Source organism: Klebsiella sp. K-3 (genome assembly GCF_051207495.1).
Lineage (GTDB): Bacteria > Pseudomonadota > Gammaproteobacteria > Enterobacterales > Enterobacteriaceae > Klebsiella > Klebsiella aerogenes.
Genome location: NZ_JBPNXF010000003.1, coordinates 112,979 through 131,435, shown reverse-complemented (window position 1 = coordinate 131,435; position 18,457 = coordinate 112,979). Strand labels below are relative to the sequence as shown.

The 18,457-nt window shown below is 57.0% G+C and carries 18 protein-coding genes and 5 tRNA genes; 16 read left to right on the top strand and 7 right to left on the bottom strand.

What is annotated here, in order from left to right:
* Positions 1-67 precede the first annotated feature (67 nt).
* Positions 68-1,618, top strand: a complete 1,551-nt coding sequence (gene norR / locus ACSEMK_RS05690) for a nitric oxide reductase transcriptional regulator NorR (protein ID WP_411325257.1) — start codon at positions 68-70, stop codon at positions 1,616-1,618.
* On the opposite strand, the gene gutQ is transcribed toward norR, so the two are convergent.
* The 7 genes from gutQ to srlA form a co-directional block, all read right to left on the bottom strand.
* Positions 1,581-2,546, bottom strand: a complete 966-nt coding sequence (gene gutQ, locus ACSEMK_RS05685) for an arabinose-5-phosphate isomerase GutQ (RefSeq protein WP_087859297.1) — start codon at positions 2,544-2,546, stop codon at positions 1,581-1,583. The two genes, norR and gutQ, sit on opposite strands and share 38 nt — an antisense overlap.
* Positions 2,539-3,312 carry a glucitol operon DNA-binding transcriptional repressor SrlR gene (gene srlR, locus ACSEMK_RS05680; RefSeq protein WP_032708956.1) on the bottom strand — a complete coding sequence of 258 codons (774 nt, stop codon included), beginning with the start codon at positions 3,310-3,312 and terminating at the stop codon, positions 2,539-2,541. The genes gutQ and srlR overlap by 8 nt, the downstream gene beginning before the upstream one ends.
* Positions 3,313-3,379: 67 nt before the next feature.
* On the bottom strand, positions 3,380-3,739 hold the full coding sequence (gene gutM, locus ACSEMK_RS05675; RefSeq protein WP_015703248.1) for a transcriptional regulator GutM: 360 nt from the start codon (positions 3,737-3,739) through the stop codon (positions 3,380-3,382).
* A gap of 124 nt (positions 3,740-3,863) precedes the next feature.
* A complete protein-coding gene (srlD, locus tag ACSEMK_RS05670) occupies positions 3,864-4,643 on the bottom strand; it encodes a sorbitol-6-phosphate dehydrogenase (RefSeq protein WP_213317203.1) in 780 nt (259 codons plus the stop codon).
* 12 nt (positions 4,644-4,655) lie between these two features.
* On the bottom strand, positions 4,656-5,018 hold the full coding sequence (srlB, locus tag ACSEMK_RS05665) for a PTS glucitol/sorbitol transporter subunit IIA (protein ID WP_113374629.1): 363 nt from the start codon (positions 5,016-5,018) through the stop codon (positions 4,656-4,658).
* Between the two features lie 13 nt (positions 5,019-5,031).
* A complete protein-coding gene (gene srlE, locus ACSEMK_RS05660; RefSeq protein ID WP_113374628.1) occupies positions 5,032-6,003 on the bottom strand; it encodes a PTS glucitol/sorbitol transporter subunit IIB in 972 nt (323 codons plus the stop codon).
* Positions 6,000-6,563, bottom strand: coding sequence for a PTS glucitol/sorbitol transporter subunit IIC (srlA, locus tag ACSEMK_RS05655; protein ID WP_087859294.1), 564 nt, complete (start codon positions 6,561-6,563; stop codon positions 6,000-6,002). The genes srlE and srlA overlap by 4 nt, the downstream gene beginning before the upstream one ends.
* A gap of 276 nt (positions 6,564-6,839) precedes the next feature.
* On the opposite strand from srlA, the gene mltB reads away from it, so the two are divergent.
* From mltB to ACSEMK_RS05580, 15 genes are all read left to right on the top strand, one after another.
* Positions 6,840-7,919 carry a lytic murein transglycosylase B gene (gene mltB, locus ACSEMK_RS05650; protein ID WP_020078114.1) on the top strand — a complete coding sequence of 360 codons (1,080 nt, stop codon included), beginning with the start codon at positions 6,840-6,842 and terminating at the stop codon, positions 7,917-7,919.
* A 304-nt stretch (positions 7,920-8,223) separates the two neighbouring features.
* Positions 8,224-8,934 (top strand): metal ABC transporter ATP-binding protein, encoded by a 711-nt coding sequence (locus tag ACSEMK_RS05645; RefSeq protein WP_162750228.1) that lies wholly within the window; start codon positions 8,224-8,226, stop codon positions 8,932-8,934.
* The gene (locus tag ACSEMK_RS05640) at positions 8,931-9,794 is read left to right on the top strand and encodes a metal ABC transporter permease (protein ID WP_015370052.1); all 864 of its coding nucleotides are present in this window, start codon (positions 8,931-8,933) and stop codon (positions 9,792-9,794) included. The genes ACSEMK_RS05645 and ACSEMK_RS05640 overlap by 4 nt, the downstream gene beginning before the upstream one ends.
* A gap of 7 nt (positions 9,795-9,801) precedes the next feature.
* A complete protein-coding gene (locus ACSEMK_RS05635) occupies positions 9,802-10,680 on the top strand; it encodes a metal ABC transporter substrate-binding protein (protein WP_430914696.1) in 879 nt (292 codons plus the stop codon).
* 138 nt (positions 10,681-10,818) lie between these two features.
* Entirely contained in the window at positions 10,819-11,316 is a 498-nt protein-coding gene (pncC, locus tag ACSEMK_RS05630) for a nicotinamide-nucleotide amidase (protein WP_087859292.1), read from the top strand.
* 89 nt (positions 11,317-11,405) lie between these two features.
* The gene (gene recA / locus ACSEMK_RS05625) at positions 11,406-12,464 is read left to right on the top strand and encodes a recombinase RecA (RefSeq protein ID WP_015370055.1); all 1,059 of its coding nucleotides are present in this window, start codon (positions 11,406-11,408) and stop codon (positions 12,462-12,464) included.
* Between the two features lie 70 nt (positions 12,465-12,534).
* Positions 12,535-13,035, top strand: coding sequence for a recombination regulator RecX (recX, locus tag ACSEMK_RS05620; RefSeq protein ID WP_015370056.1), 501 nt, complete (start codon positions 12,535-12,537; stop codon positions 13,033-13,035).
* A gap of 251 nt (positions 13,036-13,286) precedes the next feature.
* Positions 13,287-15,914, top strand: coding sequence for an alanine--tRNA ligase (gene alaS / locus ACSEMK_RS05615; protein ID WP_087859290.1), 2,628 nt, complete (start codon positions 13,287-13,289; stop codon positions 15,912-15,914).
* A 363-nt stretch (positions 15,915-16,277) separates the two neighbouring features.
* Positions 16,278-16,463, top strand: coding sequence for a carbon storage regulator CsrA (csrA, locus tag ACSEMK_RS05610; RefSeq protein ID WP_000906486.1), 186 nt, complete (start codon positions 16,278-16,280; stop codon positions 16,461-16,463).
* 337 nt (positions 16,464-16,800) lie between these two features.
* Positions 16,801-16,893 (top strand) — tRNA-Ser (locus ACSEMK_RS05605).
* A gap of 4 nt (positions 16,894-16,897) precedes the next feature.
* A tRNA-Arg gene (locus tag ACSEMK_RS05600) sits at positions 16,898-16,974 on the top strand.
* A gap of 150 nt (positions 16,975-17,124) precedes the next feature.
* Positions 17,125-17,201, top strand: a tRNA-Arg gene (locus ACSEMK_RS05595).
* Between the two features lie 188 nt (positions 17,202-17,389).
* Positions 17,390-17,466, top strand: a tRNA-Arg gene (locus ACSEMK_RS05590).
* Between the two features lie 189 nt (positions 17,467-17,655).
* Positions 17,656-17,732, top strand: a tRNA-Arg gene (locus ACSEMK_RS05585).
* A gap of 294 nt (positions 17,733-18,026) precedes the next feature.
* Positions 18,027-18,341 carry a BON domain-containing protein gene (locus tag ACSEMK_RS05580; RefSeq protein WP_015370060.1) on the top strand — a complete coding sequence of 105 codons (315 nt, stop codon included), beginning with the start codon at positions 18,027-18,029 and terminating at the stop codon, positions 18,339-18,341.
* The last annotated feature ends 116 nt before the right edge of the window (positions 18,342-18,457 follow it).

Here is an 18,457-nt window from a genome sequence, read left to right as displayed (position 1 = left end):
TCAAAATGACAATGACTAAAATAGTCGATATGACAATGCGTATTGTCAAAATGACAATGGAGCAGCAATGAGTTTTTCCGTCGACGAGCTGGCGAGAATCGCCATTGATTTACAAAGCGATATTGGTCACACCGACCGTTTTTCGCGTCTGATTACTACCCTGCGGCAGATTCTCGGCTGCGATGCCTCGGCGCTGCTGCGCTACGAGGCGCATCAGTTTGTGCCGCTGGCGATCGATGGCCTGGCGCAGGATGTGCTCGGTCGGCGCTTTGCCCTGGAAGGACACCCGCGGCTTGAGGCGATTGCGCGCGCCGGTGATGTGGTGCGCTTCCCGGCGGATAGCGATCTGCCTGACCCCTACGACGGGCTGATCCCCGGTCATGAGAGTCTGAAGGTTCACGCCTGCGTTGGCCTGCCGCTGTTCGCCGGGCAGACGCTGATTGGCGCGCTGACCCTTGACGGCATGGATGCCGACCGTTTCGATAGCTTTAGCGATGAAGAGCTGCGGCTAATTGCCGCGCTGGTGGCTGGCGCCTTGAATAACGCGCTGCTCATCGCCCGTCTTGAAGCGCAAAACGTGCTGCCGGCGCAGCCGGTGCATTACGCGCAGCCTGAGCGTCAGGAGATTATCGGCCTGTCGGCGCCCATGCTGCAGCTGAAAAAAGAGATCGATATCGTCGCTGCATCAGATTTAAACGTGCTGATAAGCGGCGAAACCGGCACCGGTAAAGAGCTGGTGGCGAAGGCGGTGCATCAGGGGTCGCCGCGAGCCGCCAATCCGCTGGTCTATCTCAACTGCGCGGCGCTACCGGAAAGCGTGGCGGAGAGCGAGCTGTTCGGCCATGTGAAAGGGGCATTTACCGGCGCTATCAGCAACCGCAGCGGTAAATTTGAGATGGCTGATAACGGCACCCTGTTCCTTGATGAAATTGGCGAACTGTCGCTGGCGTTGCAGGCGAAGCTGCTGCGCGTGCTGCAGTATGGCGATATTCAGCGCGTCGGCGATGACCGCAGCCTGCGGGTCGATGTGCGGGTGCTGGCGGCGACGAACCGCGATCTGCGCCAGGAGGTGGTGGAAGGGCGCTTTCGCGCCGATCTGTACCATCGGCTGAGCGTCTTCCCGCTGTCGGTTCCGGCGCTACGCGAACGGGAAAACGATGTGGTGCTGCTGGCGGGCTATTTCTGTGAGCAGTGCCGCCTGCGGATGGGGCTGGCGCGGGTCATTTTGGCTGAGGCGGCGCGAAACAGGCTGCAGCAGTGGTCCTGGCCGGGCAACGTGCGCGAACTGGAGCATGCTATTCACCGGGCGGTGGTGCTGGCGCGGGCCACCCAGGCCGGCGATGAAGTGGTACTGGAGCCGCAGCATTTCCAGTTTGCGGTGGCGGCGCCGATGTTGCCGACTGAGACGGTCGCAGCGGCGCCCGCGACGGGAAACGTCAATCTGCGCGAGGCGACCGACTCTTTTCAGCGAGAAGCGATTAGCCACGCGCTGGAGGCGAACCAGCGCAACTGGGCGGCGACCGCCCGTGCGCTGGAACTGGACGTCGCCAACCTGCATCGGCTGGCGAAACGTCTGGGGCTTAAAGGATCCCTGCCTGGTAAAAGTTCTGCAGGTTGATGGCGCCGACCAGCAGGCCGTTTTCATCCACTACCGGCGCGGCGCTGATTTTGTGTTTCATCAACCGCTCTTTGGCTTCCACCGCGCGGCTTTCCGCCTGCAGCGTCACGCCGTTGCGGGTCATCGCCTGAGTGACGCCATCGTTGAGCGTACCGCCAGCAACCAGCCAGCGGCGCAGGTCGCCGTCGGTGAAAACGCCCTGCACGCGGTTGGCTTCATCGCAGACCGCCACCAGGCCGAGCCCGGTTCGGCTTAGTTCAAGCATGGCGTCCATGACGTTGGCGTCAGCATTGACCCGCGGCACTTCTTCATCGCGGCGCATCAGATGATGCACTTTGTTCAGCAGCCGCGCGCCGAGGGCGCCCGCCGGGTGGGAACGGGCGAAATCTTCTTCATTGAAACCGCGCGCCTGCATCACCGCCATCGCCAACGCGTCGCCCAGCATCAGCGTGTTGACGGTGCTGGAGGTCGGCGCCAGATGCATCGGACAGGCTTCGCGCTCTACGGCGATATCCAGCACCGCTTTCGCCGCCAGCGCCAGCGGCGAGGTGGATTTGCCGGTCATCGCCAGCAGCGGAATGGATTTCTCTTCCAGCCGCGGTACGATGAGATCCAGCTCTTTCGCGCTGCCGGAGTAGGAGATAAACAGCATCACGTCGCGGCTATCGAGCATGCCGAGATCGCCGTGCAGGGCTTCCGCCGGATGGACGAAAAAGGCCGGGGTGCCGGTGCTGGCGAAGGTTGCCGCTAGCTTTTTGCCGATGTGGCCGGATTTACCGATACCGGAGACAATCAGTTTGCCCTCGCAGTGGATGATGGTTTCCGCCGCGCGGATGAAGTCGTCGCCCAGGCGTTCCGGCAGGCGGCTCGCCTCCTGCAGCTCAAGCATCAGGGTCTGGCGTCCGGCCTCTAACAAAAAGTTACTCATGATGTTCTCCAGTAATAATGACTTCAATACCTTTGGCTTCCAGCGCCCGCTGGAATTCAGGGTCAATATCGGCATCGGTAATCAATTTATCCACGCGTTCAAGGCCGCAGACAATGTTGGGACTTTTACGGCCAAACTTGGATGAGTCTGCCATCAGGATCACTTCGCGGGCGGCGTTACACATCGCCTTACTTACGGTATAGACCTCGTTAAAGGTGGTGACGCCCGCGACCAGATCAATGCCGTCGGTGCCCATAAACAGCTTGTCGAAGCTGAATTGTTCGAAGGCATTTTCCGCCAGTTGGCCGTGAAAGGAGGCCGATTTTTTACGGAAGGTGCCGCCCGGCATCAGGATGGTCTGCTCGTTATCGAGCTCGGAAAGCGCGTTGACGATATGCAGGCTGTTTGTCATCACCGTGATGTTATTGAAGCGGCTCAGCAACGGCACCATCTGCAGCACGGTGCTGCCGGCGTCGAGGATAATTGAATCGCCATCGTGGATGTATCGCACGGCGGCCTCGGCAATCTGCGCTTTCTTGTGGGTGTTGATCAGCGTCTTGTGGTCGATAGGCGGGTCGGCCTCGTCTTTATTTAACACTACGCCGCCGTAGGTGCGGATGACGGTCCCGGCATTCTCCAGTATCACCAGATCCTTACGGATAGTGGTGCCGGTGGTGTCGAAGTGTTGCGCCAGCTCTTCGACCGAGCATTTGCCCTGCGATTGCAGGTACTCGAGAATGGCTGCCTGGCGCTGACGTGGTTTCATAGGCGTTGTATCCTGCGTTTAAGTTTCGAAGTGATAATTTCGCAAGACATTAACTTTCACAACGAAATTATGCATGTTTCGGATTAAGCGCTAATGATAGTGCATTCTGACAGAGCGGATCATTGGGAAAGATCACATCAGGCTGCAATTCCTCGAGATGTTTACCGCTAAGCGTGGGGATTTTTTGCGGACTGGCGAAGACGGTGAGTCCCTTCATCAACAGCGTATCGCAAATACGATCGTTTTCATCGACGGCGATAGCGACAATCGCGCGCGGTTTAAAGCGCCCGGAGGAACGGCCTACGCCAACGCGGCCCTGCTGGCAAAGGCTATCAAAGGCGCGATTGAAGCGGCGGATCTGCCAGCCGCCGAACGCCAGTTGGCAAAGCCAGGCAATAGCGGCGACGGTAATGAGTGCGGTAACCATAATGTCTCCTGAAGGTGTGATGCCGGGTACAACCCGGGTACCGTTTTTTGTCGGGTGGCGGCTAACGCCTTGCCCGACCTACAGTTTTGTTGCCCGGATAAGCGCAGCGCCATCCGGGAACCTTTTAAAACATCACCTGGCCGCCGGTGACGTTAATCGACTGCCCGGTGCAGTACGACGCCTGTGGGCTGGCGTAGAACATCAACACGTTCAGCACATCCTGGTAATCGCAGCCGCGTTTCAACGGCACCTTATCGATGTAGTACTGCTCGACTTCGCTCTCATCGATGCCGAGCTTGGTGGCGTACTGCGGCAGCAGCGACTGGAACATCGGTGATTTCAACAGATTGCCGAGCATCAGCGAATGCACGGTAATGCCGTATTCCGCCAGATCCAGCGCCAGCGACTGGGTAAGCCCGACGCCGCCGAACTTCGCCGCGCTATAGCCTGAGTTATGCTTACTGCCGACTTTGCCGGATTTCGAGTTGATCTGAATGATGCGACCTTTAATGCCGTCGCGGATCATCAGCCGTGAGAACTCGCGGGCGCAGAGGAAATAGCCCACCAGGTTGACCTGCAGCGAGCGGTCAAAATCGCCCAGCGCGAAGTCGCTAATAAACGCGGCCTTAGCGATACCGGCACTGTAGACCAGGAGATCGACGCGCGTGAAAATCTCATCTACGCCGTGGGCCAGGGCCGTGACGCTGGCTTCGCTGGTGGCGTCGGCGCCGAAGCCGTATGCTGTACCTTCGCCATATTCAGTGTTGATCTCCTGGGCGACGCGGCTGGCTTTTTCACTTTGGATATCAACCACCGCCACGCGGTAGCCCTCGGCGGCCAGACCGCGGCACAGAAACTCTCCTAAGGTTTGTCCGCCACCAATGACAACAGCAACCTGATTCATCTTTCTCTCCTTCTAAGCAACAAATTTCAGTACACAGCCGGTCGCGATGGCGTCCGGCACCGGGCCCGCGACGTGAACGGTTCCGGGAAACTCCGCCTGACGATGACCGTCAAAGCGCAGGGTGATGTGGCCCAGCTCGCGCAGGTTTTGCTCGGCGACCTCGCCGACGGCGGTCACCGGATAATGCCGATCGCCGAGCTGTAGCTCTGCGCCCGGGCGCAGCGCACCGCATAGCTCACCGTGGTTGTGAATAAAGCAATACTCTTCGATATCCGCCGGTGCGCCTTCGCGGAAGGTAATGAGCATCTGTTCTTCCAGCGCCGTTGCCGCGCTGGCGCCGATACGGGTAATAGTGGTGTGGTAAATGACGGTCATCTTCAGGAACCTCTTATTGGTAAATAAATCCGGAAACGAACCACGCGATCAGCACGGTTGGCGCGCCGGTGAGGAAGCGGCTGACCAGCACCGACGGCACGCCGACGCGTACCGTCTCCTGACGGGCTTCGGCCAGCGACAGGCCTACCGGGATAAAATCGCAGGCGGCCTGGGCATTAATGGCAAACAGCGCGGGTAGGGCGAGATGCGGTGGAATGTTGCCCAGACCGATCTGGACGCCAATCAGTACGCCGATCACCTGGGCTATCACCGCGCCGGGGCCGAGAAACGGCGATAACAACGGGAAGGAGCAGATCAGCGCCAGCGTCACCAGCCCCAGCGGATGGCTGGCGAGCGGCGCCAGGCCGTGGGCAATCCAGTCGCCGATACCGGAGGCCATGATGATGCCGATCAGCGCCGAGACGAAGGCCATAAACGGCAGAATGGTTTTCAGCACCGTATCAATGGTGTCGCGTCCGGCCTGGAACAGTACCGCCACTACCGAACCCATCCCCATCCCGACCTTAGCCAGCAGGCCGTCGCTCTGTTCGGTAATCTTCTTGCTGGCATCGTAATCGCGGCCCGCGGCGGGGAGTGGTTGCACTGCCGTCTCGCCGCTATCTTCCAGCAGTTTGATGTTCTCTTCTTTTACTCCGGAGACGTAAATATCTTCGACGATGTACTGCGCCAGCGGCCCGGATTTACCGGTGGCGTGGATGTTGATGGTCGGAATACGGCGCTTCGGGTAGAGGCCGCAGCGCAGGGTGCCGCCGCAGTCAATAATGGCGATGCCAATTTCGCTTTCTGCCGGTTCACCTTCTTTAAATCCATCAACCGCCTGCCAACCGGTCAGGCTGGCGAGCTTATCGACGATCGCCGGGCGGGTGCCTGCGGTGATATAGACAATCTTTTTGCCCTCAACGATGTCGAGCTCAAGCGGGCCGCCCCAACCGCCGGTCCCTTTTTCAATACGAATACGGGTCATGATGTCGCTCCTGACAGATGCACTTTCTGGTCAAGTTGAATAGCCATTTTTCTTTCGAAAATAGAGGTGGTCAGGTCGGTGATCCAGCCGCGGAAGAAGTTGGTCACCAGGCCAACCAGCAGGTAGCTCACCGCCAGCGGGCCAAGCGGCAGGCCCAGCGTGGTGAGGCCGTTGGCGATGCCGAGATAAACAAACAGCTCGCCGGGGTTGATGTGCGGAAACAGCCCGTTCATCGAATGACAGCTATAGGAGGCCGCTGCGTAGTAGCTCGGTTTGTATTTCTCCGGCATAAAGCGGCCAAGGCTTAAGGTCATGGGGTTGCAGAAGACAAAGGTACCGATGCAAGGCAGCAGCAGGTAACGGGTAAGCGGGTTGCCGGCGCAGCGCTGCGCCAGCTTTTCGATCCGCTGCTGGCCGATAAAGTTGATCAGCGCGTTCATGATCACCAGCAGGCTTATCAGCAGCGGCAGGATCCCGGTCACCATACCGGTAAACACCTCGCCGCCTTTCTGAAACAGGCCGATGAACCACTCAGCGCCGTGGGTAACGATTTCAATCATTGTTCTCTCCTTCAGCGTATTATTTTTCTTGCTAACTGGAGGCTGATTTTAATCACTTTGAAAGGTTTAAAAGTGTTAAATTGATCGCAAAATGAAAGATAAATATTTTATTTTGAAAGTTCAGGGGCGGTGAGTGAAAAAATTAACGTGCGGATCGAACTCGGAGAACGTGCAAAAAAAGGACTATTTTGTCTGCAAATGTATTGCCGCTTCCTTGTTGGCGGGCGCATGCTTTACCATAATTACCCTTTGCCGATTTTGTTAAATGGAATTCCCATGTTGAAGCGTCGCTATCTGGCTTTACTCCCTTTATGTGCACTTCTGGCTGCCTGCAGCAGCAAACCTAAGACCCCCGCGGAAGCGGAGATGGCGAGCGGAACCGGCGGTTTTTTGCTGGAACCGCAGCATAACGTGATGCAGATGGGCGGCGATTTCGCCAATAACCCTGCGGCGGCGCAGTTCATCGATAAGATGGTGGCGAAACACGGCTTCGATAGACAGCAGCTCCAGGAGATCCTGTCGCAGGCTAAGCGCCTGGACTACGTGCTGCGGCTGATGGATCGCCAGGCGCCGAGCGGGTTGCCGCCGACCGGGCCAAACGGCGCCTGGTTACGCTATAAGAAACAGTTTATTACGCCGGATAACGTGCAGAACGGCGTGGTGTTCTGGAACCAGTATCAGGACGCGCTGAACCGCGCGTATCAGGTCTACGGCGTACCGCCGGAAATCATCGTCGGCATTATCGGCGTGGAAACCCGTTGGGGCCGGGTGATGGGCAAAACCCGCATCCTCGATGCGCTGGCGACGCTGTCGTTTAACTATCCGCGCCGCGCTGAATACTTCTCCTCTGAGCTGGAAACCTTCCTGCTGATGGCGCGCAGCGAAAGCGATGACCCGCTGGATCTGAAAGGCTCCTTTGCCGGCGCGATGGGCTACGGCCAGTTTATGCCGTCGTCGTATAAGCAATACGCGGTGGACTTCAACGGCGACGGTCATATCAACCTGTGGGATCCGGTTGATGCCATCGGTAGCGTGGCGAACTACTTTAAACAGCACGGTTGGGTGAGCGGCGATACCGTCGCGGTGCAGGCTCTGGGCCAGGCGCCGGGTCTGGATAACGGCTTTAAAACCAAATACAGCGTTTCACAGCTGTCGGCGGCGGGGTTAACCCCAACGCAGCCGCTGGGCAACCATCAGCAGGCCAGCCTGCTGCGGCTGGATATCGGCACCGGGTACCAGTACTGGTATGGCCTGCCGAACTTCTACACTATCACCCGCTATAACCACAGCACCCACTACGCGATGGCTGTCTGGCAACTGGGGCTGGCGGTTTCGCAGGCCCGCGGCGGGTATTGATCCTTTCATCCAGCCGACAAATTTCGAGTTCCCCGGATGGCGGCGCGTAGCGCCTTATCCGGGCTACGGTCTGGTATCCGGTTGGTAGCCCCGGGACGCTGCGCTTATCCTCCGGTTTTTTCCCGTCTGCGTGCCTCTTGTTGACCTTTGTTACATTTCCTCTCGCTGACGCAGATTTACATTCTTTTCTGAATCCCATATTGTTATGTTATAACATTTTGATGGGCGGAAATATGTTCACATCGGTTTTTATGGCATCCGGCGCGGCGCGCGTGGCAATCGCCAGCGGACTGCTGGCGGCGCTATGGCTGGCCACATGGTGGGCGGTGGCGCTGCCATGATTGAGCTGGATCACCTGGTTGCCGGGTATGAAGGCATGGCAATCACTCCGGCGCTAAGCGGCGTGATTGCGGCGGGAAGCCTGACGGCGATTGTCGGGCTTAATGGCTGTGGTAAATCGACGCTGCTGAAAACGCTGGCTGGATTTATTCCACCGGTTAGCGGCCGGCTGAACTGGCGCAAAGGGCGGCCAGTGGTCGGCTGGCTGGCGCAGCGCCATGCCCTGGAATCACAGTTTCCGCTGCTGGTGCGCGATGTCGTCAGCCAGGGGGCATGGCCGCGAGTCTCGCTGCTGCGCGGTCTGGGCGGCGGCGAGCGTCAGCGCATCAAGGCGGCGCTCGAGCGGGTGGGGCTCAGCGCGCTGGCCAATACGCCGATTGAAGAACTCTCGGGCGGCCAGTTCCAGCGCATGCTCTTTGCCAGGGTGATGGTGCAACAGGCGCCGCTGGTGATGTTGGACGAGCCGTTTACCGGCGTCGATGAGGCCACCAGCCGCGAGCTGATGGCGCTTATCGTCGATATGCATCGCGAGGGGCAAACGATACTGGCGGTGCTGCACGATAACCAGTGCGTGGCCGATTTCTTTCCCGAGACGCTGCTGCTTGAACCCCAGCACGCGCGCTGGGGCGAGACGTCAAGTGTGCTTCCTGCCTTCAACACCGCGAGGCAGGCATGATCTGGCATACCTTTTTTCAACCTTTTATTGAATTTGGCTTTATGCGCCGGGCGCTGGTGGTGTGCTTCGCGCTGTCGCTGAGCACCACCATGTTAGGCGTGCTATTGCTGCTGCGACGGATGAGCCTGATGGGCGATGCGCTGTCGCACGCCATTCTGCCGGGGGTGGCGGCGGGTTATCTCCTTAACGGCATGTCGCTGCTGGCGATGAGCGTTGGCGGATTTATCGCCGGGATCGCGGTGGCGCTGGTGGCAGGCTGGGTCAGCCGGCGAACGCCGCTGAAAGAGGACGCCAGTTTTGCCGGGTTTTACCTCGGCTCGCTGGCGCTTGGCGTCACGCTGGTCTCGCTGCGCGGCTCCAGCGTTGATCTGCTGCACCTGCTGTTCGGTTCGATTCTGGCGGTGGATAGCGACGCGGCGTTCTTTGTCACCGGCGTGGCGAGCCTGACGCTGCTGTGCATTGCGCTGTTTTATCGCGGGCTGGTCAGCGAGGCATTCGATAGCGCCTGGCTACAGGTCAACGCGCGGCGGCTACCGGCGCTGCTGCACGGCCTGTTTCTCGCGCTATTGGTACTGAACCTGGTGGCGGGGTTTCAGGTGCTCGGCACGCTAATGGCGGTAGGGCTGATGATGTTGCCCGCGGTAGCGGCGCGCTGCTGGGCACGAACGCTGCCGGGCATTTTGTTGCTGGCGGCGGCGATCGGCGCGTTTTGCGCCTGGATGGGATTGAGCCTTTCGTGGGCAGTGAATTTACCCGCCGGGCCCGCCATCGTGCTGACCGCCAGCGTACTGTTTTTTATTTCAGTGTTTTTTGGCACGCGCAGCCGGCTGGTCGTTGGCTGGCGCAAATTGATGGGGTAAGGAAATGATGAAACGAAGTGCAGTGGTGATGGCGTTAGCCGTGGGGCTGATGGCGCAGGGGGCGATGGCAAAAACGCTGAACGTGGTAAGCAGTTTTTCGGTGTTGGGCGATATGGTGCAGCAGGTCGGAGGCGAGCATGTTCATGTCGATACGCTGGTAGGGCCGGATGGCGATCCGCACACCTTTGAACCCTCACCGAAGGATAGCGCGCTGCTCAGCAAAGCCGACGTGGTGGTGGTCAACGGGCTTGGCCTGGAAGGGTGGCTGGATCGGCTGGTGAAAGCGTCCGGTTTTAAGGGCGAATTAGTGGTGGCTTCAAAAGGGGTTAAGACGCATACCCTTGATGAAGACGGTAAAACGGTGACCGATCCGCACGCCTGGAATAGCGCCGCTAATGGCGCGTTGTACGCGCAGAATATCCTTGATGTCCTGGTGAAAGCCGACCCGCAGGATAAAGCGGCGCTCCAGAGCAGCGGTAAGCGTTATATCGAGCAGCTGACGGCAATTGACGGCTGGGCGAAGGCGCAGTTTAGCGCCATCCCGCAGGCGAAGCGTAAAGTGCTGACCAGCCATGATGCTTTCGGCTATTTTGGCCGCGCTTACAACGTGACGTTCCTCGCTCCGCAGGGGCTCTCATCCGAGAGCGAAGCCAGCGCGGCGCAGGTGGCGGCGTTGATTAAGCAAATCAAAGCCGATGGCGTACATACCTGGTTTATGGAGAACCAGCTGGACCCGCGTCTGGTGCAGCAAATCGCTGGCGCAACGGGGGCGCAACCGGGCGGCGAACTCTATCCGGAAGCGCTGTCTAAGCCGGGCGGCGTGGCCGATAGCTACGTTAAAATGCTGCGCCATAACGTCGAGCTCATCGCCAATAGTATGAAGTAACAGGTTGTCTGGTCGTCCCGGTTGCAGCGGGACGGCCCATTTTTAGATCCCCCCTCGTAAAATCACCACCTCGTCCCCATATCTCTGCCGAAAGTGCTATCTTTGATGGCCTCTTTATCTGGCTTAAGCGGGGCAAAAATGACCGATTCAGAATTAATGCAGCTAAGCGAACAGGTTGGGCTGGCGCTGAAAGCGCAGGGCGCGACGGTGACCACCGCGGAGTCCTGCACCGGCGGCTGGATAGCCAAAGCGCTGACCGATATTGCCGGTAGCTCAGCGTGGTTTGAGCGCGGTTTCGTGACCTATAGCAACGAAGCCAAATCGCAGATGATTGGCGTGAGCGAAGTGACGTTACTGGATAACGGCGCGGTGAGCGAACCGGTGGTTGTCGAGATGGCAATTGGCGCGCTACGCGCGGCGCGCGCCACCTATGCGGTATCGGTCAGCGGTGTCGCCGGCCCGGACGGCGGCAGCGCGGAGAAGCCCGTCGGCACCGTGTGGTTCGGCGTCGCCTGTGCGAACGGGCAGGGCGTGACCCGCCGCGAATGCTTTGCCGGAGACCGCGAAGCGGTGCGTCGTCAGGCGACGGCCTATGCGTTAAATCTGCTCTGGCAACAATTTCTACAAAATACTTGATACTGTATGACCATACAGTATAATTGCCTCAACTGAACAAATATTAACGGCGAAGCGAACGCGCTTCACCTCGCATGACAGGAGTAACAATGGCGATCGACGAAAACAAACAGAAAGCGTTGGCGGCAGCACTGGGCCAGATCGAAAAGCAATTCGGTAAAGGCTCCATCATGCGCCTGGGTGAAGACCGTTCCATGGACGTGGAAACTATCTCCACCGGTTCGCTTTCTCTGGATATCGCGCTCGGCGCAGGCGGTCTGCCAATGGGCCGTATCGTTGAGATCTACGGGCCGGAATCATCGGGTAAAACTACCCTGACGCTGCAGGTTATCGCCGCAGCGCAGCGTGAAGGCAAAACCTGTGCGTTCATCGATGCCGAACACGCGCTGGATCCGGTATATGCCCGTAAGCTGGGCGTTGATATCGACAACCTGCTGTGCTCCCAGCCGGATACCGGCGAGCAGGCGCTGGAAATCTGTGACGCGCTGGCGCGTTCCGGCGCGGTAGACGTTATCGTCGTCGACTCCGTGGCGGCGCTGACGCCGAAGGCGGAAATCGAAGGCGAAATCGGCGACTCTCACATGGGCCTCGCGGCGCGTATGATGAGCCAGGCGATGCGTAAACTGGCTGGTAACCTGAAGCAGTCCAACACGCTGCTGATCTTCATCAACCAGATCCGTATGAAAATCGGCGTGATGTTCGGTAACCCGGAAACCACCACCGGTGGTAACGCGCTGAAGTTCTACGCTTCCGTGCGTCTGGACATTCGCCGCATCGGCGCGGTGAAAGAGGGCGACAACGTCGTCGGCAGCGAAACCCGCGTGAAAGTGGTGAAAAACAAAATCGCCGCGCCGTTCAAACAGGCTGAATTCCAGATCCTCTACGGTGAAGGCATCAACTTCTTCGGCGAGCTGGTTGACCTCGGCGTGAAAGAGAAGCTGATTGAAAAAGCAGGTGCCTGGTATAGCTACAACGGCGACAAAATCGGTCAGGGTAAAGCGAACGCAATCTCCTGGCTGAAAGATAACCCGGCGGCGGCGAAAGAAATTGAGAAGAAGGTTCGCGAACTGCTGCTCAACAACCAGGATTCCACGCCGGACTTCGCGGTTGACGGCAACGACGCAGAAGAAACCGAACAAGATTTCTGATATCGTCTAAAAGAGTGACAAAGGGCTGCTGATGCGGCCCTTTTGCTTTTCTTAGATTATCGAGGTGCCTGTGACTGAGACTTCACCACGCCGCTCCGGCTATGCGCGTCTGTTGGATCGCGCAATTCGTATTCTGGCGATGCGCGATCATAGCGAACAGGAGCTGCGGCGTAAGCTGGCGGCGCCGGTAATGAGTAAAAACGGGCCTGAAAAGCTGGACATCACACCGGAGGAGCTCGAACAGGTTGTCGGCTGGTGCCTGGAAAACCGCTATCTTGATGACCAGCGTTTTGTACGCCAGTTTATCGCCAGCCGGAGCCGCAAGGGCTATGGGCCGGCACGTATCCGCCAGGAGTTGAATCAAAAGGGCATTGGCCGCAGCGACATCGAAAGCGCGATGCGCGAGTGTGAAATCGACTGGGCGGCGCTGGCCAAAGAGCAGGCGCAGCGTAAATACGGCGAACCGTTACCTTCCGCCTTTACTGAAAAAGTTAAAATCCAGCGATTTTTGCTGTACCGCGGCTATCTGATGGAAGATATCCAGGAAATCTGGCGAAATTTTGCAGATTGACCCATCGGGGATTTTACTTCCCTCTAAAGAAAACTTATCTTATTCCCACTTTATTCCGTCGGGCCGCTGCTTGTGATTGCATAATCAGCGTCCAGGGCGATTATTCCTTATACACAAAATCATTCAAGCTGCATCACGGCGGCAAGAGAGAACAGCTTCTGGGGCGTACGTGAGTTCACTACCGGGAGAGGACGTTCCGCCAGGTCAGAGGCGACTTGAAGGATGAAGTGTAGCTTGATTTCAGGATAATTATGAGCAAGAGCACCGCTGAGATCCGTCAGGCGTTTCTCGACTTTTTCCATAGTAAGGGACATCAGGTAGTTGCCAGCAGCTCCCTGGTGCCGCACAACGATCCGACCCTGCTGTTTACCAACGCCGGGATGAACCAGTTCAAGGATGTCTTCCTTGGTCTCGACAAACGTAATTATTCGCGCGCGACCACCGCGCAGCGTTGCGTGCGTGCGGGCGGTAAACACAACGATCTGGAAAACGTCGGTTACACCGCGCGTCACCACACCTTCTTCGAAATGTTGGGCAACTTCAGCTTCGGCGATTACTTCAAGCAGGATGCCATCAAATACGCATGGGAACTGCTGACCGGTGAGAACTGGTTCGCCCTGCCAAAAGAAAAACTGTGGGTTACCGTTTACGAGACCGATGACGAAGCTTTCGACATCTGGGCCAATGAAGTGGGCGTTCCGCGTGAGCGTATTATCCGTATCGGCGACAACAAAGGCGCGCCGTTTGCTTCTGATAACTTCTGGCAGATGGGCGATACCGGTCCGTGCGGCCCGTGCACCGAAATCTTCTTTGATCATGGCGATCACATCTGGGGTGGCCCTCCGGGAAGCCCGGAAGAAGATGGCGACCGTTACATTGAGATCTGGAACATCGTCTTCATGCAGTTCAACCGTCAGGCTGACGGTACCATGGAGCCGCTGCCGAAGCCTTCCGTTGATACCGGTATGGGGCTGGAGCGTATTGCCGCTGTTCTGCAGCACGTTAACTCCAACTATGACATCGACCTGTTCCGCAACCTGATTGCGAGCGTGGCGAAAGTCACCGGCGCGACCGATCTCACTAACAAGTCGCTGCGCGTTATCGCCGACCACATTCGTTCTTGCGCATTCCTGATTGCTGATGGCGTGATCCCGTCGAATGAAAACCGCGGCTACGTGCTGCGTCGTATCATTCGCCGCGCGATTCGCCACGGTAACATGCTGGGCGCGAAGGATACCTTCTTCTGGAAACTGGTTGCTCCGCTTATCGACGTGATGGGCGCCGCCGGTGAAGAACTGAAACAGCAGCAGGCTCTGGTAGAGCAGGTGCTGAAAACCGAAGAAGAGCAGTTTGCGCGCACACTGGAGCGCGGGCTGGCGCTGCTGGACGAGGAACTGTCGAAGCTTAAAGGCGACACGCTGGACGGCGAAACCGCCTTCCGTCTGTATGACACCTATGGCTTCCCGGTTGACCTGACGGCGGATGTCTGCCGCGAGCGCAACATCAAGGTTGACGAAGCAGGCTTTGAAGCCGCGATGGAAGAGCAGCGCCGCCGCGCGCGTGAGTCCAGCGGTTTCGGCGCTGACTATAACGCGATGATTCGCGTTGACGGCGCATCGGAATTTAAAGGCTACGATCATCTGGAGCTGAACGGCAAAGTTACTGCGCTGTTCATCGACGGCAAAGCGGTTGATAGCGTCAGCGCGGGTCAGGATGCTGTAGTCGTCCTTGACCAGACGCCGTTCTACGCGGAATCCGGCGGTCAGGTAGGCGATAAAGGCGAACTGAAAGGCGCTGGCTTCTCCTTCACGGTCAGCGATACGCAGAAGTACGGCCAGGCTATTGGTCATATCGGTAAAGTCGCCAGCGGCTCCCTGAAAGTGGGTGACGCGGTGCAGGCCGATGTCGATCAGGCTCGCCGTCAGCGTATTCGTCTCAACCACTCCGCGACGCACCTGATGCACGCGGCGCTGCGCCAGGTTCTCGGTACCCACGTGGCGCAGAAAGGCTCTCTGGTTAACGATAAAGCGCTACGTTTTGACTTCTCGCATTTTGAAGCGATGAAGCCGGAAGAAATTAGAGCGGTGGAAGATCTGGTGAACGCCCAGATCCGCCGTAACCTGGCTATCGAAACCAATATCATGGATATCGATGCCGCGCGTGAATCCGGCGCCATGGCGCTGTTCGGCGAGAAATACGACGATCGCGTTCGCGTACTGCGGATGGGTGATTTCTCCACCGAGCTGTGCGGCGGTACTCACGCAGCGCGTACCGGTGATATCGGCCTGTTCCGTATTACCTCTGAATCCGGTACCGCCGCAGGCGTGCGCCGTATTGAAGCGGTGACCGGCGAAGGGGCGATTGCCAGCCTGCATGCGCAGAGCGATCAGCTCAGCGATATCGCCCAACTGCTGAAGGGCGATAGCCACAGCATCGGCGATAAAGTTCGCGCGACGCTTGAGCGTACCCGTCAGTTGGAAAAAGAGCTGCAGCAGCTGAAAGAGCAGGCTGCGGCGCAGGAGAGCGCTAATCTCTCCAGTAAAGCGGAAGAAATTAACGGTGTTAAGCTGCTGGTCAGTGAACTGGCCGGCGTTGAGCCGAAAATGCTGCGTACCATGGTTGATGATCTGAAAAACCAGCTCGGTTCGACGGTCGTTGTATTAGCTACGGTAGCGGATGGTAAGGTTTCTCTGATTGCAGGTGTGTCTAAGGATGTGACAGACCGCGTGAAAGCAGGGGAGCTGGTTGGTATGGTCGCCCAGCAGGTGGGCGGTAAAGGGGGCGGTCGTCCGGATATGGCGCAAGCCGGCGGTACCGATGCGTCTGCTCTCCCTGCTGCGTTAGCCAGTGTGAAAGGCTGGGTCAGCGCAAAACTGTAATAACTATAAACGCATTTACCCTAAATAATTCGAGTTGCAGGAAGGCGGCGACGCAGCGAATCCCCAGGAGCTTACTTAAGTAAGTGACTGGAGTGAGTGAGGAAAGCCAACACACATGCAACTTGAAGTATGACGGGTATAGGTGCCGTAACCTGATGGGAGCGGCATCTTGCGTCATAAGTACTGATAACGATAAAGTCGGGTTGAAGTTGTGTAGATCGGCTAAACTTAGGTTTAACAGAATGTGATGCCGTGACTGCTTACACCGCGAGGTGTTTGTCATCGCTTACTTTTTGGCGTTATATGATGGATAATGCCGGGATGCGAGAGACCCGACTCTTTTAATCTTTCAAGGAGCAAAGAATGCTGATTCTGACTCGTCGAGTTGGTGAGACCCTCATGATTGGAGATGAGGTCACTGTGACAGTTTTAGGGGTTAAGGGTAACCAGGTACGTATTGGTGTCAACGCCCCTAAAGAAGTCTCTGTACATCGTGAAGAAATCTACCAGCGTATCCAGGCTGAAAAATCCCAGCAGTCCAGTTACTAAGCTTTCCGCGCCTCGCTTTATTGTGAGGCGCATCCCTCCGGCGGTCGTTTTTCTCTTTTCTTCTCCTTTTTCTTCTCTCGCGACATCCTCTCTTTTGTTTTTATTCGCTGTGCGTCATTTTTCGTTGTCGCTTTTGAGTGGCCGTAAAGGGCTATTTCCTGTTGATAAAATACTCTTTTTGCCGTTTTTGCAGGCTAATTGCGCGTGAAGTGTGCAAACGGAAAAAGCTCTCGAAAAATTGTTTGACTTATAAGTCTCAGAAAGTAATATGTGCGCCATCGCAGCGACGAAGAGCAGAAACAAGTTCTTCGAAGCACTCGCAAGAGGCGTGTTGTGTGGTGAGGTGGCCGAGAGGCTGAAGGCGCTCCCCTGCTAAGGGAGTATGCGGTCAAAAGCTGCATCCGGGGTTCGAATCCCCGCCTCACCGCCATTTTGCATCCGTAGCTCAGCTGGATAGAGTACTCGGCTACGAACCGAGCGGTCGGAGGTTCGAATCCTCCCGGATGCACCATCTTCTCTCTGTAAACAGAAAGAAGAACGCTGTGAAAGCAGCGGCCCGCAGTGCGAGGCGTAATCGAGTCACTCTACCGATTACTCCATCATACTCAGTGTGGCATGTGTTAGTTGTGACACTGACGCGTAGTAAAGCAAGTTTCCCGATGCATCCGTAGCTCAGCTGGATAGAGTACTCGGCTACGAACCGAGCGGTCGGAGGTTCGAATCCTCCCGGATGCACCATATTCTTCTTAGTAACAGCAATATCGTTGTTACATGGTCTGCGAAATTATCGCCAGCACCAGGGAGGATAACGTTGCGTAAGCAACGGCCCGTAGGGCGAGGCGTAAACGAGTCATCCTCCCGGATGCACCATTCTTGCCTGATTCTGAATTATTCAGATGATTCTGTAGTAAACTAGTTATTCCGATGCATCCGTAGCTCAGCTGGATAGAGTACTCGGCTACGAACCGAGCGGTCGGAGGTTCGAATCCTCCCGGATGCACCATATTCTCCTTAGCAACAGCGACGATGTTGTTTAATGGTCTGCGAAATTATCGCCAGCACCAGGGAGGATAACGTTGCGTAAGCAGCGGCCCGAAGGGCGAGGCGCAGCCGAGTAATCCTCCCGGATGCACCATATTCTCGCCACGAGATTTGCAACAGAATAACCTCGCAGTTAAATAGCTTTTCCGATGCATCCGTAGCTCAGCTGGATAGAGTACTCGGCTACGAACCGAGCGGTCGGAGGTTCGAATCCTCCCGGATGCACCATATTCTCCTTAGTAACAGCAATCTCAATGTTGCATGGTATGCGAAATTATCGCGAGTACCAGGGAGGATAACGTTGCGTTAGCAACGGCCCGTAGGGCGAGGCGCAGCCGAGTCATCCTCCCGGATGCACCATCTTCTCTTCAATAAAACTCTCCAATTTTCATCCCATCGGTACGACGCATTTTATCTCCTCGATAATCAACACATTTCTTATTGGCAAGTCGCTCTTTCCACTATAATTTATCCCTGTAGATCTACCTGAACCGGGTGTGATGAATGCAAGGAGAGAAATCAATGAAATGGTTCAAAGCAATACCTGCCTTTTGCGCAACGCTTCTGGTCGCCGTATCTCTGGCAGGCTGTGCCGGATCGTCCACCAAAGAAAGCACCGGCGGTTATATTGACGATACCGTGGTAACTACCAAGGTAAAAAGCGCGCTGTTTAACGAAAAAGATATCAAATCCTCAGAAATTAGCGTGCAGACCTTTAAAGGCCGCGTACAGCTGAGCGGTTTCGTATCGTCGGCTGAGAGCGCTAAACGGGCGGTAGAGGTCACCCGTCGCGTGCAGGGCGTGCGCGTGGTTGAGAACGACCTGAGAATCAAATAATACGGTTTTCGCTATTCTGATTGATTAAGGCGCCTGCAGGCGCCTTTGCTGTCTCTGGCTCCCCCGCGACAAAACCCGCCTTTTGCGATACAGTAACGTTTCCTTATCCGGTTTGT

What these genes read in the sequence shown, in the direction of transcription:
- norR (WP_411325257.1), top strand. Translation starts at nt 68, where the DNA reads ATGAGTTTTTCCGTCGACGAGCTGGCGAGAATCGCCATTGATTTACAA.
- gutQ (WP_087859297.1), bottom strand. Translation starts at nt 2,546, where the DNA reads ATGAGTAACTTTTTGTTAGAGGCCGGACGCCAGACCCTGATGCTTGAG.
- srlR (WP_032708956.1), bottom strand. Translation starts at nt 3,312, where the DNA reads ATGAAACCACGTCAGCGCCAGGCAGCCATTCTCGAGTACCTGCAATCG.
- gutM (WP_015703248.1), bottom strand. Translation starts at nt 3,739, where the DNA reads ATGGTTACCGCACTCATTACCGTCGCCGCTATTGCCTGGCTTTGCCAA.
- srlD (WP_213317203.1), bottom strand. Translation starts at nt 4,643, where the DNA reads ATGAATCAGGTTGCTGTTGTCATTGGTGGCGGACAAACCTTAGGAGAG.
- srlB (WP_113374629.1), bottom strand. Translation starts at nt 5,018, where the DNA reads ATGACCGTCATTTACCACACCACTATTACCCGTATCGGCGCCAGCGCG.
- srlE (WP_113374628.1), bottom strand. Translation starts at nt 6,003, where the DNA reads ATGACCCGTATTCGTATTGAAAAAGGGACCGGCGGTTGGGGCGGCCCG.
- srlA (WP_087859294.1), bottom strand. Translation starts at nt 6,563, where the DNA reads ATGATTGAAATCGTTACCCACGGCGCTGAGTGGTTCATCGGCCTGTTT.
- mltB (WP_020078114.1), top strand. Translation starts at nt 6,840, where the DNA reads ATGTTGAAGCGTCGCTATCTGGCTTTACTCCCTTTATGTGCACTTCTG.
- ACSEMK_RS05645 (WP_162750228.1), top strand. Translation starts at nt 8,224, where the DNA reads ATGGCTGGCCACATGGTGGGCGGTGGCGCTGCCATGATTGAGCTGGAT.
- ACSEMK_RS05640 (WP_015370052.1), top strand. Translation starts at nt 8,931, where the DNA reads ATGATCTGGCATACCTTTTTTCAACCTTTTATTGAATTTGGCTTTATG.
- ACSEMK_RS05635 (WP_430914696.1), top strand. Translation starts at nt 9,802, where the DNA reads ATGAAACGAAGTGCAGTGGTGATGGCGTTAGCCGTGGGGCTGATGGCG.
- pncC (WP_087859292.1), top strand. Translation starts at nt 10,819, where the DNA reads ATGACCGATTCAGAATTAATGCAGCTAAGCGAACAGGTTGGGCTGGCG.
- recA (WP_015370055.1), top strand. Translation starts at nt 11,406, where the DNA reads ATGGCGATCGACGAAAACAAACAGAAAGCGTTGGCGGCAGCACTGGGC.
- alaS (WP_087859290.1), top strand. Translation starts at nt 13,287, where the DNA reads ATGAGCAAGAGCACCGCTGAGATCCGTCAGGCGTTTCTCGACTTTTTC.
- csrA (WP_000906486.1), top strand. Translation starts at nt 16,278, where the DNA reads ATGCTGATTCTGACTCGTCGAGTTGGTGAGACCCTCATGATTGGAGAT.
- ACSEMK_RS05580 (WP_015370060.1), top strand. Translation starts at nt 18,027, where the DNA reads ATGAAATGGTTCAAAGCAATACCTGCCTTTTGCGCAACGCTTCTGGTC.